Consider the following 13,822-nt stretch of genomic DNA (forward strand, 5'->3'; position numbering starts at 1 on the left):
GTGCGCCACGTAAGGACCGAAATCCCCCGTTCGACTTGCATGTCTTAAGCACGCCGCCAGCGTTCACCCTGAGCCAGGATCAAACTCTCCATAAATGGTCTTAAACGCATCCCGAAGGTTGCGTAGTAAGTTGGTTTGGTCCAAGCAATCATTACTCGCTTGGCTGTATTCAAAGAAACCTGTACAGGTTTCTTGTTCGAGAATCTAGAGTCCGTAGACCGTTCTCAAGAGCCTGTCGGCTCTCCTTCCGTCTCACTAAGCTTCTTCTTCTGTCAAACAACTCCGCCCTCCCCCTCCGCGTCTCCGCTTCCTCTCGGGCGAAGAAAAGAATACTACGGATCACCTAAACTGTCAACACCCCTCGGGCACAACACAAGCGCACCCGAGGAAGTGCGTGCTGGACAATGGAAATTTGGGGCGGGACAGGAAAAACAAAAACTCTGGACTCGGTACAAAAATAGCAATCCTGACAGATCTCCTCCCAAAAACCCCTCAACATGATGGCTTACCCACCTTGTTTTGCTCTCAGCCACTTGTTTCAGAAGCGAACCATCCCAAACAGGCTTTCTTGCGCTTTGAGCCGGAGAGAATTTGTGCATATATACTGTGTGTTCTGCCGTCCAGAAATCAGAGGAGGGTTCGCTATAAACATAATTTCCTCACGAGATATGCTATAATTCAAAAAGCGAGGTTTGGCCCTCCAGGAGCAACGTATGAGTACACGCATCTACACCACCGAACATCCTGAGTACGGAGATGTGGCTGTGATCAGCGGATGGGACCCTGAAGAGCGGAAATATTATCTGCTGGTTCAATTGCTGGATTCCAAGGACCCACCCCTGTATGACAGTCAGCACCGCAAGACCACCCCTTCTGGGATTGTCCAGAGGCTCAAGACCATGGAACTCTCTCCCCCTGCCGCTTTGCAGGAAGATCTGGAAGACGATGCCCTCAACCAGAGGGATGGCTATTACCAGCACTACGGCAACATCCAGCCCATCAAAAAACGCAAAAAGAACCGTTCTCTTTCAATGGCTGCTCGTTAATCCGAGCAGTTTTTTGATTTCTGAGCCGGCCTCTGCAATGTCTTTCACCATGTGGGCAGCAAATCCCTCGGTGACAAAGGGGACACGGGCAAAGGTGTGGGTTTTGATGCTGGTGTTTTCCATGTTGCCGTGGTCAGAGGTCATGATGATTTTGACCTCCTCCTCTGTTGCCCCTTGCAAGAAAGCATTGAGGTGCTGCAAATAGGTGCGGGCTGCCTGTGCATTTTGTGCATGCCCTAGAAAGTCGCTGAACCACAAGTCCAGCAAGATGAGGTCCACAGCTCTGGTGGCCTGTGTTGCCTTTCTCCCCCATTCCCTGATTTCCTTCAGCGGAAGGTAAGCCCCATAAGGCTCTTGATACTGTATCCCCAGAGAAGGCCGAATGCTGGGGAAACCGGGTGGGTTGAGGTGTCCTCCAGCATCCAGCACACTCTGGACGATGGCCCCGTGTTTTCTGTCAGGGGTCAGGTATGCCGGGGGGTAAAAATTCAGGAGTTGAAAGGTGCCTCCTGATTGCACCAGTTGCACAGGAATGCTGTGCTCTTTGATCAGGGGTTTGAGACTGGGGCCCGGCACAGGTCCATAGTGCCTGCCCATGTGAAGTGCGGCATTGATGCCTGTGATGATGCTGGTCTGTCCGGTTCCGCTCTGGGGCAAACCTTCTACACCCAGAGTGGCATCCACCTTCTGGCCTTGCATCACCAGAGGCAGCAGGACATCCAGTTCCTGATCCCAGCAACTCCCTTCTGGTGCATCCTCTGGATGACCGATGCCATCCAGACACAACCACAGGACCCTCATGGCTCCATCCGTTTCACGTGAAACAGGGAAACTCTGGTTTTGAAAACACAGAAACAGCAGAAAGCCCGAAGGCCTCCTGCTGCAAAAACATCTGAAAGAAAAGACATTATCCTTCCAGTTTAAAGTCCTTGAACTGGTCACGCAGGGCACGTTTCAGGAATTTGCCCACCGTGGTTCTGGGGATTTGTTCCACGTATACATAAGCATCGGGGAGCCACCATTTGGCAAACTTGCCTTCAAGGAAGGCATTGAGGTCTTCTTTGCTGGGTTGCTCCTGGCCTGCCTTCAGCACCAGCACGCCCAGAGGACGCTCTTCCCACTTGGGGTGAGGGGCAGCGATCACGGCAGCTTCAGCAATGGCAGGGTGACCCATCAGGGCATTTTCCAGATCCACACTGGAAATCCACTCGCCACCACTCTTGATCAGGTCTTTGGCCCGGTCCTGAATGCTCATGTAGCCTTTTTCATCGATGGTGACGATGTCTCCGGTGTCAAACCAGGTGGTGCCATCGGACAGTTTGACCTGTGTGGCTCTGGACCCTTCTGGATTGTTGTGGTATCCACCTGTCACCCACGGTCCACGGACCAGCAAAGCCCCCATGGACTTGCCATCGTGGGGAACATCGTTGAGGTCGCCATCCACGGAACGGATTTCCACCAGGGGCACCGGAATCCCCTGTTTTGCACGGTGGTGGTATCCCTCCTCGCTTTCCAGTTCCATCTCGGGAGGCAAAGTGGCGCAGGTGCCCAGAGGGTGGGTTTCGGTCATGCCCCAGGCATGGAAAAGGTGCAGACCCACCTGATCAAACGCACGAATGAGGCCTTCAGGGGCAGCACTGCCTCCGACCACCAGCATCTCCAAAAGGCTCAGGTCATAAGGGGTTCCAGCGGCGTTGGCCCTCTGGATTTCTTGCAAGAGGCCCATCCAGATGGTGGGAACCCCCGCTGTGCGCGTGCATTTTTCCTCGGCGAGCAATTTGGCCAGAGAAGCCCCATCACTGAACACCGAGGCAAACACCTGCTTGGCCCCCACCATGGCTGCGGTGTAAGGCAAGCCCCATGCATTCACGTGGAACATGGGGACCACAGGCAAAATGGTGTCGGCCATTTTCAGGTTCAGGGCGTCTGGAAGGGCAGAGGCCAGACTGTGCAGCAAGGTGGAACGGTGGGAATAGACCACCCCTTTGGGATGCCCAGTGGTTCCCGAGGTGTAACACATCCCCGCTGCATCGTTTTCATCCAGAGCTGGGTAATCAAAGGTGGTGGGTTGGGCAGAAATCCACTGGTCGTAATCCAGCATGCCCGGAATGGCCTGAGGGGTGGGACCCATGATCACCACTTTTTCAATGCTCGGGCAGTGGGGAAGCAAAGCAGGCAGCATCCGTGCAAACACATTGTCAATCAGCAGGATTTTGTCCTGTGCATGGTTGATGATGTAGGCGATTTGCTCGGGGTGGAGGCGCACGTTGACGGTGTGCAGCACTGCCCCTGTGATGGGAATCCCAAAATACGCCTCAAGGTGACGGAAGTGGTTGACTGCAAAAGTGGCCACCCGGTCCCCTTTTTGCACCCCTGCTGCGGTCAGGGCGTTGGCCAATTGTTTGGCTCTGGCTGCCATCTGACCATAGGTGTAACGGTGCTTGCCGGGAATGGGTTGTCCTGCCTCGTTGACACCAGCAGGAATCAGGGACACCACTTCACGGTCCGGGAAATACCGCTGAACCCTTTCCAGAATGTGGGGAATGGTCAGGGGAAAATGCATCATGGTGCTGAGCATGGAAAACCTCCGCGTCCTGCCTGAGGGCAGTCAAAGATGAAATTTTGAACTTGGTTTCAGTTTATCAGTTTGTGTCCAAAAGGTGGGGCCTTCTTTGAGAGGTGCCACCCAGAGTTTTCACCGGTGGTAAGGCTCCCCTTTGGAAATGGTGCTGGCCCGGTACAGGGCTTCGAGCATCACCACCATGGCCAGATCGTGGGGAAAAGTCAGTTTGCTCATGCTCCAGAGGAAATGGGCCTGTTTGCGCAGTTCATCGGAGTGGCCATCCGGGCCTCCAATCACAAAAGCAATTTCGCCATGACCCGAGAGGCCCACCTGATCGATGTGTGCAGACAGTTCTTCGCTGGTCAGGTGTTTGCCTCTGGGATCAAGGGGCATCAGGTACGCGTTTCCTGCGGCCTTGAGCACCTCCTGTGTGGGATCGGCTTTGTCTTTCAGGCGGGTGGTTTTGACTTTGTGGTAACGGCTGAGCCTCTGGTGGTACTCGTCCCAGCCCTGTTTGGCATATTCGAGTTTGGGCTCTCCAACGGTGATGAAGTGAAATCGCATGCTTTCACCCTATCATGCAGAATCATGCGGACTTTAAACCTTGTTGATGCCGTTCTGGATGATGAAAATCTTTCAATCCCCTTTGGAAATTCAGGCTTTTGGAGTACACTGACCACAGAAGTTATGAACTATGCAGCGGTCCTTGCTTTCGTGATGGTGTTCGCGTTTTCCTTTCCAGTGCTGGTGAGGATTGCGAACAGCGTGGGTGTGGCAAGGTCCACCATTGTGATTTCGGTGGTGCTGCTGGCCTTCTTGCTTTTCCTGACCCAGTGGGTGCGGATGCGGGTTTCCCGTTACCGGACCACGGTCAGCAAAATTGAGCAGGCAAAAGCACAAACCTCACAAAGTCCAAACTCAGACAGTGCATACTATGTGGGAGGAGAACACCTCGGAGAATTGCTGCTGAGGGTCGGCAAACGGCGCGAAGCCATCGCAGTGTACGAGCGTTTTCTGGAACTGCAAAAAACGGAGGGCAAGGATGTGCAGCACGTGATCACACGTTTGCAAGCCCTGAGATCGCAGGAGGAAGTATTGTGAAGGCTTACAAAGGCGTGGTGGTGGACGGCGTGGTCGTGCTGGAAGGGGTCAAACTTCCAGACGGCACTGTGGTCACTGTCACTGTGGGCGAGGCGGAACTGCTGCGCGCCACCATCAGCAACGCACTCCGCATTCGTCGCAACAAACGTGCCAAAGTTCGCATCAAGACCCAACCCATTTACGCTGAAAAGCTGACCCTGGAGTGAAGGTCCTCTGGCTTCATCCTGCAGGTGAACCCACCCTTTAGACTGTAGGGGTGATTCATGTCACCCTTGTTCCCACACCCGTTGGCAATTTATCCGACATCACCCTCAGGGCCCTCGAGGTCCTGAAAAACTGTGATGCCGTTGCTGCAGAAGACACCCGCCACACCGGCATCCTGCTGAAACACTACGGCATCGACAAACCTCTGGTGCGCCTCGACCAGCACACCATCAAAGACCGGGCAGAGGGGGTCCTTGAGAAACACCCGAGGCTGGCTTTCGTCAGCGATGCAGGCACCCCCGGCATCAGCGATCCGGGTGCAGAACTGGTGCAGATTGTGCTGGCTCTGGGTGGGCAGATTGAAGTGCTGCCCGGACCCACCGCACTGATTCCGGCTCTGGTGCTCTCAGGGCTTCCCACCCAGCCATTCACTTTTGAAGGGTTTTTGCCAAGGTCTGGCTCTGAACGGAAAAGCCGTTTGCAAGCTTTGATTGAGCGCACCCACACCAGTGCTTTTTACGAAAGCCCACACCGGTTGACCGACACCCTTGAAGAACTGATCAAGCTGTGCGGACCAGAGCGTCAGGTGTCCATCACGCGTGAACTGAGCAAGAAGTTTGAAGAGACCTACCGTGGCACCCTGCAAGAGGCTTTTTTGCACTTTGAAAAAGGGGTCAAAGGTGAAATCGTGGTGGTGCTCTCCCCTGCTCCTGTCAAAGCCGTGAATGAAAGCATGGATTTCCGTGAATTGGCCCGCAAATTGTATCAGGATGGCCTCGGGACCCGTGAAGTTCGCGATGAACTCATCAAGGCAGGTTTGCGTAAAAATGACGCTTACGTGATAGCCTTAGAGTTGCGTGAAGCGTCAGGCTGACTTGCCCCGAGGGCTTGACCTTCAAGGAGAGGGAAAGAAACATGAAACGAATCGCTGTGTTTACCAGTGGGGGCGATGCGCCCGGTATGAATGCGGCTGTGCGTGCTGTGGTGCGTGCGGCCACTGGAAAAGGAATTGAAGTGGTGGGCATCATGCGTGGCTTTCAGGGCATGATCGAAGGGGACATGCGCCTGCTCGGGCCCAGAGATGTGGCCAACACCATCCAGCGCGGAGGCACCGTGTTGCTGACCGCCCGTTCCAAAGACTTCCGCAACCCGGAAGGCCGCGCCAAAGCCGCCGAACAACTCAAAAAATGGGATGTGGAAGGCGTGGTGTGCATCGGAGGAGACGGCAGTTTCCACGGCGCCCACTTCCTGCACGAAGAGCATGGTTTCCATGTGGTCGGATTGCCCGGCACCATCGACAATGACCTGTATGGCACCGACTACACCATCGGGTATTTCACCGCTGTGGACACCGCTCTGGACTGCATCGACAAACTGCGCGACACCGGAGCCAGCCACGAACGCATTTTCGTGGTGGAAGTGATGGGACGCCATGCCGGTTTCATTGCCCTGGATGTTGGTATCGCTTCCGGTGCTGAAGAGGTGCTGATTCCTGAGCACCCCACCCCCATCGATGAAGTGATCCAGACCCTCAAGGACAGCGAAGCCAAAGGCAAAAAGTCCAGCTTCGTGATTGTCGCTGAAGGATACCCCGGCGGAGGTCAGGGCGTGCAGGATGCCATTGAAGCCGCTGGCTTCGAATCCCGCCTGACCATTCTGGGCCACGTGCAACGCGGAGGAAGCCCCAAAGCCGAAGACCGCATTCTGGCCTCCCGTCTGGGCGAAGCGGCTGTGTGCGCTTTGCTGGAAGGCAAAAACGATGTGATGGTCGGGGTCACCAACCACGACATCTCTTACACCCCCCTCGCAGACACCTGGGAGAAACGCAAAGACGTGAACGCCCACCTGCGCAGTTGCGTGAAGACCCTGTCGGTCTGAGCTGTACTCAAACTCCAACCTCCTGAGCTTTTCAGGAGGTTTTTTCATGCATTTTTGTCTGACAATGAAAGCATGTTGCTTTCACGCGAAGAACTGATGCACAAAGAAGCCGAGACCCTGGCACCTTATGCCACATTGAATCTGCACTCCAAAGGCCGTCTGCATCCCGAGCCCGAGAGCAATTACCGGCTCCCTTTTCAAAAGGACCGGGACCGCATCCTGCACACCACCGCGTTCCGGCGTCTGGAATACAAAACCCAGGTGTTTGTGAACCACGAGGGGGATTATTATCGCACCCGGCTCACCCACACCTTGGAGGTGTCTCAGGTGGCACGCTCCATGGCGGTGGCTCTGGGGGTCAATGAAACCCTGACCGAAACCATTGCCCTGTCACACGATCTCGGGCATCCACCGTTTGGGCATGCTGGGGAACACCAGTTGGACCGTTGGATGAAGTCCAGAAACGCAGGCGGTTTCAACCACAACGAACAGGCTTTTCGCATCGTGACCGAACTGGAAAAACGCTATGAAGGCTTCTCTGGTCTGAACTTGACTCGAGAAACCCTCGAAGGCATGGTCAAACACGATGCTGATGCAGAAACTTTCCCTGCCTTTGCTGCCCCTTTTGAACCCGAGTGCAGACCGGCTCTGGAAGCCCAGATTGCTGCGATTGCCGATGGTGTGGCTTACAACGCCCATGACCTGGACGATGGCATCAAATCCGGCATCCTGACCCCTGACATGCTGCAAGGCCTGAAGGTGTGGGATGCACTGGTGAACCGCTTGAACCTGCATGTTCACCCTTTGAGCGAACTGGGTCGCCGCAAGTTGATTCGGGAACTGCTGGGATGGATCATCAACGACATCCTGCAAGAAACCGAGCGCCGTCTGAACACCCAACAGATCCAGAGTGCACAGGACATCCGGAAACTGAAAACCGTGGTGGTGGGCTTCGGTCCTGAAATGGGCCAGATGATGAAAGAACTCAAGGCGTTTTTGTACCAGCACCTCTATTACCATCCCGGCAAAATCCAGCAGACCTTCCGGGCAGAACTTTTCATTGATGGGTTGTTTTCGGCATACCTGAAAGAACCCCGCTTGCTTCCTTTGCATGTGCAAAATTGCATTCCCCTCCTCGGGTTGGAACGCACCATTTGCGACTACATTGCAGGCATGACCGACCGCTTTGCCATGGATGAGTACAGCCGTCTTTACAGTCCCAGAGCCCATTGAGTCCAGATTGCTCACCCAGGGTTTCAAGTTGTACGGACATCTGGTCTGCAGCACTCCCCCTGAAAAGATTGACAGGGCTGGACCAAACTGCTATCATTCTTTTCGCCTTGTGCGGGAGTAGCTCAGCTGGTTAGAGCGCACGCCTGATAAGCGTGAGGTCCCCAGTTCAAGTCTGGGCTTCCGCACCAACACACCCTCCTCCCAGAGGGAAAAGAGAAACCCGAGCCTCAACGCTCGGGCCTTTTTCTTTTGTTTTCTGTGCTTTTTACCAATGCCACTTTCACCCATGATGCAACTCACAGTTTTCAGATTTCTCTCAGAAGACTTCAGCAGAACCTAAGCCAGAAGGGCTATCCTGTTCTCATCCAAGGAGGCCATGATGGTCATCAATGCCCTGCTGTTTGCCCTGTTGTGTGCAGCTCTGCTGTGTCTGATGGTGGTTGCGGTGTTTCAAATTTTTGAACACCTCTTTGAACGGTTTGATGCACAACAGCACACCCCCCACTCCTGAAAGCTTTTCCAGCAACATGTGACTTAAATAAGGGAAATCCCCTTGTGCCGCCCAGCACAGGATTTGTATTTCGAGCGCGATACATTGAAAGAATGATTGTCAAATCATTCAAAAATGCACAGGTGTGTTTGTGAAGCTGAAACGTGCTCTGGTGATTGGAGCCAGTTTCAGTGGATTGTGTGCAGCCAGGGTGCTCAGCGATCACTTTGAGGAAGTCTGCATCCTTGAAAAAGATGCCCTTGGGCAAGGCACACGCAAAGGGGTTCCCCAACACCTGCATTCCCATGTGCTGATGGCACAGGGTGCACACCAATTGAATGCTTTTTTTCCAGAACTTGAAGCACAATTGAGGGCTTCAGGTGCCCACAAAACCGACATTGGCACCTATGCCCGCTGGTACCAGTGGGGCGGATGGAAAAAGAATGCCATAGTCGGAATTTCTGCCCTCTCTTGCAGCCGTGCATTGCTGGAAACCACCCTTCGTGAGGAGGTCGCAAAGCTTCCCAACGTGCGGTTTCTGGAAGGCCACAAAGTGCTGGGCCTGCAATCCAAACCAGATGCCAGAGGAACCCTGCAAGTCACAGGGGTTGAGGTTCAAAAAGAGAACAGCACCTTCACACTGGACGCCGATCTGGTGGTGGATGGCTCTGGCAGGGGTTCACAGGCCTCAAAGTGGCTGGAACAACTGGGTTATGCCCCTCCAGTCGTTTCAGAGATTCCAGCCAAAGTCGGTTATGTAACCTGCAAGTACCGCATGCCTGAACCCGATCCTTTGAAAGGGCAGGCCCTTCTGATTACACCTGCTGCCCCTCAGGAAAAACGGGCTGGATTGGCCCTGCCCATTGAAGATCAGCAATGGACGGTCACTCTGGCCGGATGGTGTGGCGATCATCCTGAGGCCACCCATGCAGGCATCCTGCAGTTTGCCAAAAGCCTCCCTGTTCCAGACCTGTACCAGATCCTTGTCCAGACCGAACCCACCAGTGAGGCCGTCCGGCATCTGATTCCCGCCAGCCTCCGTCGGCACTTTGAACGCCTGATCCGGTTCCCCAAAGGTTTTCTGGTGATGGGAGACGCCTTGTGCAGCTTCAATCCCACCTACGGACAGGGCATCACAGTTGCGGCTCTGGAAGCCCACCACTTGCAAGACTGCCTTCAGGAAAGTCAGGGGGATTTGAAAGACCTCTGGCGGTGGTTTTTCAAACGCATTCAGCCGGTGGTGAACACCGCCTGGAGCATGGTCGAGCTGGAAGACAGCCGGTATTTCCCGGACCATCCTCTGACCATCACCCAGAGGTGGGTGCAAAGGTATCTGGTCCGTTTGCATCAGGCGGCCACAAGGGATGAAAAAGTCAGTATGGCTTTTTTCCGGGTCCTCAACATGATGGACCCTCCACAGGCCCTGTTTCATCCAGAGGTGTTGTGGAGGGTGTTGCTCAAAGGTCAGGTTGTGCCTTCAGGGTCAAAAGAGGTTTACCAGCGCAGTTCGAGGCTGTAACGGCCTTTGTTTTTGAATTTCAGTTTGACGGTGAGGGTGTCGTCATCCCGTCCTGCTTTGCGGGTGAAACGGGCTTCGTAATCCCGGTTTTTCTGGTTGAGGCTCACCAGACGGTAGCCCTGACTTTCCAGATCCCTCTGGTAGAAACCCCAGACCTGCTGGGTGCTGTCACTGGTGGTGAACTCCAGCACCAGACGGTCTTCTTTCTGGCTTTGCACGCTGACACGGGCACCGGGGTAACTGCTGGCGGTCACATCACGGAACTGCTGAACCGGGGGGGCCACCACACCACTGACCACGTTGTAATAAGCGGTGTCGGTGATCCACTTGTCCTGAGGGATGGGTTTCACGATGATGGACAGCTTCTGGGCCAGTTGGTTCTGACCTTCCACAGTGATCTGGGCAAAACCTTCACTCTGGCCGGACTGGAAGCGGGCAATGTCGTTCAGGTTGAGCTGGGTTTTGGAGGCCAGAGCCAGCACCTTGTTCACACCATAAGGGGCACTGATTTCATACTCGAAAGGATCGTTGCGGTCCGGGAACATTTTGGTGGTGTTGGCTTTCAGGAAGTTGCCCCCACTGGCGTACTTGTTGGGGAGAATCAGATCCACACGGCCATCTGGATCCACATTGAACAGGTACACATAAGCATCCTGATTCACTCGGGTGTAAATGGTGACTTTTTCACCGGGGGTATAAGCGGGGCTGTTGCCACTCTTGTCCAGCCACACATCCACACTGAGTTCGGTGGGCACAGGATTCACAATGATGCGTTGAGGGCTGATTTGGGGTGCAGACAGAGCGAAACCAAGCAGGGAAGCAGCGAGAGCAACTGTGTAACGTTTCATGCATTCAGATTACCGACTGGACCGCTTGCCTCGGTGAAAAAAAACTTTTCAAACCTTAAGCAAGGCTGAAGTTGGTCTTTAATTGACCTGAAGAAATCAAAATCAAGTGTATTTTAGCCTTTGGAAACGCAAAATCACAGACCGATTTGAACATTCTGCTTTTCTTGCTGGTCCATGTTGTGAGGCAGGATGAAACATCAGATCTGTCGTTGAGAGAGGGTTTTCTGCTGGGTCTCAGTGTTTCACGTGAAACAAATTTGAGCTTTGTTTCAAAGCCTGATATAATTTTTTGATATTGCGTCAAAGCACGCCATTGAAATTTTAAGCATTGAGAACCACAAGAAACCAAAGGAGCACAATGAGCGAAAAACACCTTGAGATCATTCCGCTGGGCGGAATGGGCGAAATTGGCAAGAACATGTTCGCCTTCCGTTACGCAGATGAGATCATGCTGGTGGATGGCGGTCTGGCTTTCCCAGATTCCCACATGCCCGGCATCGATCTGGTCATCCCCCGCATCGACTACTTGCAACAAAATGCCAGCCTGATCAAAGGCTGGGTGCTCACCCACGGTCACGAAGACCACATTGGGGCCATTCCCTACATCCTGCCCCGCCTGCCCAGAGTGCCCATCTATGGGGCCAAACTGACGCTGGGCCTCCTCAAAGAAAAACTCAGTGAGTTTGGGGTAAAAGAGGCCGACCTGATGCTCAAAGAGGTCACCACCGATGACCGCATCAAGCTCAGCAAATACTTCACCGTGGACCTGTTCCGCATGACCCACTCCATCCCCGACAACTCGGGCATGATCATCCACACCCCGGTGGGACGCATCGTGCACACCGGAGACTTCAAGCTGGAACAGCACCCCACCGACGGAAAACCCTCCCATCTGTCCAAACTGGCACAGGCGGGTGCAGAAGGTGCGCTGGTTCTGATTTCGGACAGCACCAACGCAGAAAGACCCGGCCAGACCACCAGCGAGCAGGAAGTGGCCAGCGCCATCGAGAAAATTGTGGCTGCTGCCAAAGGTCGTGTGTTTGTGACCACCTTCGCTTCACATGTGCACCGCGTGCAGAACATCGTGAACATTGCTGAAAAGCACCGTCGCCGTGTGGTGATGGAAGGCCGCAGCATGGTCAAATACGCACAGGTGGCCCAGAACCTCGGGTACCTGAGCCTCAAAGACCCCCTGATCAGCACCGACGAAATGGGCGACCTGCAAGACGAGCAGGTGCTGTTCATGTGCACCGGTTCACAGGGCCAGCCCATGAGCGTGCTTTCCAGACTTGCATTGGGCACCCATGCCAAACTCAGCTTGAAAGCCGGAGACACCGTGATCCTGTCTTCCAGCCCCATTCCCGGCAACGAAGAAGCTGTGAATGCCGTGATCAACCGCCTGTACTCTCTGGGCGTTGAGGTGTACTACCCACCCACCTACAAGGTGCACGCCTCTGGACACGGCAGCCAGGAAGAACTCAAGATGATCTTCAATCTGGTCAATCCCAAATACTTCCTGCCCTGGCACGGTGAACCCCGCCACCAGATCAACCATGCCCGTCTGGCGCAGGCCCTGCCCAACCCCCCCAAGCGCATCATCGTGGCCCAGAACGGCGACATCATCAGGGTCAACAAAGACGAATTCAAAATCGGTGGCAAAGTTCCTGCCGGAGATGTGTATGTGGATGGCCTCGGGGTGGGCGACATCAACGACGAGATCCTGCTGGACCGTCGCACCATGTCCGAAGACGGCATCCTGATCATCACCGCCGTGCTGCACCCAGAGCCCCACGTCGAACTGGTGTCCCGTGGTTTTGTCCGCACCAACCGCGAACTGGAGAACAGCATCCGTGGTGTGGCCCTTGACGTCATCGAAGTGGGCATGCGTGAAAAACGCGCTCTGGAAGACATCCGTGATGACATGTATTCGGCTGTGCGCAAATTTGTCCGCAAAGTCACCGGACGCACCCCTGTGCTGATCCCCATGCTTGTGGACTGAACCCCACGCATTCCTCTGCCCTCCTCTACCCTCTTTGACCAAAAGAGGGTAGTTTTTTGTTATGCAACTCAAATGTTTCCGCAGCCTGTGGGGCGTGGACCTTCCCCTCGAACAAGCCCTCCCTGAATTCAAAGCCCGGGGCTACACCGGCATTGAAGCCGCCATTGTCTTCACCGCCGATTTTCAGCAATTGCACCATCTGGCCCAAGAGCAAGGGCTGGAGATCATCGCTGGAGTTTTGACGGCTTTTCCAGCCACAGAGCGCACCCCTGAAGCCCACCTGCAAGCCTTGAAAGATCAGGTGGCTCTGGCCTTGCCTTTTCAGCCTGTGCTGTTCAATGTGCAAGGGGGATGTGACAGTTGGACGGAAAGTGAGCAGGACCAGTTCTACAGTGCAGCTCTGGAATTTGCAGCCACCCTGAATGTCCCTCTGGCTTTCGAGACCCACCGTGGACAGCCCACCTTCACCCCCTGGACCACAGCACGCATCCTGAAAAAGTTTCCAGAGCTGCGCCTGACCTGTGATCTGAGCCACTGGGTCAATGTCTGTGAACGTCTGCTGGACGATCAGGAGGAAAACATCCGTCTGGCTGCCGAGCATGCCCTGCACATCCATTCCAGAGTGGGCTACGAAGAAGGCCCACAGGTCACCGATCCTGCTGCTCCAGAGTTTGCCCTGCACCTCTCCACCCACGAAAAATGGTGGAGGTGGACGTGGGAAGCCCAGCAAAAACGAGGTCAGGCATTCACCACCCTCACGCCAGAGTTTGGACCGCCCACCTACCAGCACACTTTGCCTGTGTCTGGCGAGCCTGTTGGAAATCTGGACCAGATCTGCGACTGGATGATGAAGCGCCAGAAAGAACAGTTTAACCTCTGGTCAACTTCCATCGAAAAATCTCAATAAAATCCCATCTCACATCAAACACAAAAAACAGGAC

General features: G+C 54.5%; 14 protein-coding genes, 1 tRNA gene and 1 rRNA gene. 11 read left to right on the top strand and 5 right to left on the bottom strand.

Annotation, left to right across the window (positions count from 1 at the left end):
* Positions 1-95, bottom strand: a 16S ribosomal RNA gene (locus Q371_RS16330); the annotation flags it as partial.
* Positions 96-713: 618 nt separating this feature from the next.
* Between Q371_RS16330 and Q371_RS16335 the strand changes: the two genes are divergently transcribed.
* Positions 714-1,046 carry a hypothetical protein gene (locus Q371_RS16335; protein WP_034342173.1) on the top strand — a complete coding sequence of 111 codons (333 nt, stop codon included), beginning with the start codon at positions 714-716 and terminating at the stop codon, positions 1,044-1,046.
* Here the strand turns inward: Q371_RS16335 and Q371_RS16340 are convergent.
* The 3 genes from Q371_RS16340 to Q371_RS16350 form a co-directional block, all read right to left on the bottom strand.
* A complete protein-coding gene (locus Q371_RS16340; protein WP_034342175.1) occupies positions 1,029-1,847 on the bottom strand; it encodes a hypothetical protein in 819 nt (272 codons plus the stop codon). The two genes, Q371_RS16335 and Q371_RS16340, sit on opposite strands and share 18 nt — an antisense overlap.
* Before the next feature lie 106 nt (positions 1,848-1,953).
* Complete coding sequence (locus Q371_RS16345; RefSeq protein ID WP_034342177.1) at positions 1,954-3,624, bottom strand: long-chain fatty acid--CoA ligase; 1,671 nt, start codon at positions 3,622-3,624, stop codon at positions 1,954-1,956.
* A gap of 117 nt (positions 3,625-3,741) precedes the next feature.
* Complete coding sequence (locus Q371_RS16350; protein ID WP_034342179.1) at positions 3,742-4,173, bottom strand: 23S rRNA (pseudouridine(1915)-N(3))-methyltransferase RlmH; 432 nt, start codon at positions 4,171-4,173, stop codon at positions 3,742-3,744.
* Positions 4,174-4,296: 123 nt separating this feature from the next.
* Between Q371_RS16350 and Q371_RS16355 the strand changes: the two genes are divergently transcribed.
* From Q371_RS16355 to Q371_RS16385, 8 genes are all read left to right on the top strand, one after another.
* A complete protein-coding gene (locus Q371_RS16355) occupies positions 4,297-4,710 on the top strand; it encodes a tetratricopeptide repeat protein (RefSeq protein ID WP_051964625.1) in 414 nt (137 codons plus the stop codon).
* On the top strand, positions 4,707-4,916 hold the full coding sequence (locus Q371_RS16360; RefSeq protein WP_034342181.1) for a hypothetical protein: 210 nt from the start codon (positions 4,707-4,709) through the stop codon (positions 4,914-4,916). The genes Q371_RS16355 and Q371_RS16360 overlap by 4 nt, the downstream gene beginning before the upstream one ends.
* Positions 4,917-4,966: 50 nt before the next feature.
* Positions 4,967-5,788 (top strand): 16S rRNA (cytidine(1402)-2'-O)-methyltransferase, encoded by an 822-nt coding sequence (gene rsmI, locus Q371_RS16365; RefSeq protein ID WP_034342184.1) that lies wholly within the window; start codon positions 4,967-4,969, stop codon positions 5,786-5,788.
* Positions 5,789-5,829: 41 nt separating this feature from the next.
* Complete coding sequence (pfkA, locus tag Q371_RS16370; RefSeq protein ID WP_051964627.1) at positions 5,830-6,792, top strand: 6-phosphofructokinase; 963 nt, start codon at positions 5,830-5,832, stop codon at positions 6,790-6,792.
* A gap of 72 nt (positions 6,793-6,864) precedes the next feature.
* Positions 6,865-8,025, top strand: a complete 1,161-nt coding sequence (locus tag Q371_RS16375; RefSeq protein WP_034342189.1) for a deoxyguanosinetriphosphate triphosphohydrolase — start codon at positions 6,865-6,867, stop codon at positions 8,023-8,025.
* 111 nt (positions 8,026-8,136) lie between these two features.
* Positions 8,137-8,213, top strand: a tRNA-Ile gene (locus Q371_RS16380).
* Positions 8,214-8,401: 188 nt separating this feature from the next.
* Positions 8,402-8,536 carry a hypothetical protein gene (locus Q371_RS28100; RefSeq protein ID WP_281174324.1) on the top strand — a complete coding sequence of 45 codons (135 nt, stop codon included), beginning with the start codon at positions 8,402-8,404 and terminating at the stop codon, positions 8,534-8,536.
* 130 nt (positions 8,537-8,666) lie between these two features.
* A complete protein-coding gene (locus tag Q371_RS16385; protein ID WP_051964628.1) occupies positions 8,667-10,034 on the top strand; it encodes an FAD-dependent oxidoreductase in 1,368 nt (455 codons plus the stop codon).
* On the opposite strand, the gene Q371_RS16390 is transcribed toward Q371_RS16385, so the two are convergent.
* Positions 10,010-10,882: a DUF4384 domain-containing protein gene (locus tag Q371_RS16390; RefSeq protein WP_034342190.1), complete on the bottom strand. Its 873-nt coding sequence runs from the start codon at positions 10,880-10,882 to the stop codon at positions 10,010-10,012. The genes Q371_RS16385 and Q371_RS16390 overlap by 25 nt on opposite strands.
* Before the next feature lie 358 nt (positions 10,883-11,240).
* Here Q371_RS16390 and Q371_RS16395 point away from each other — a divergent pair, with 358 nt between their 5' ends.
* Both Q371_RS16395 and Q371_RS16400 read left to right on the top strand, forming a co-directional pair.
* Positions 11,241-12,881, top strand: coding sequence for a ribonuclease J (locus Q371_RS16395; protein ID WP_034342192.1), 1,641 nt, complete (start codon positions 11,241-11,243; stop codon positions 12,879-12,881).
* Between the two features lie 61 nt (positions 12,882-12,942).
* Entirely contained in the window at positions 12,943-13,788 is an 846-nt protein-coding gene (locus Q371_RS16400) for a sugar phosphate isomerase/epimerase family protein (RefSeq protein WP_034342194.1), read from the top strand.
* Positions 13,789-13,822 lie beyond the last annotated feature (34 nt).

Source organism: Deinococcus misasensis DSM 22328 (genome assembly GCF_000745915.1).
Taxonomy (GTDB): Bacteria; Deinococcota; Deinococci; order Deinococcales; family Deinococcaceae; genus Deinococcus_C; species Deinococcus_C misasensis.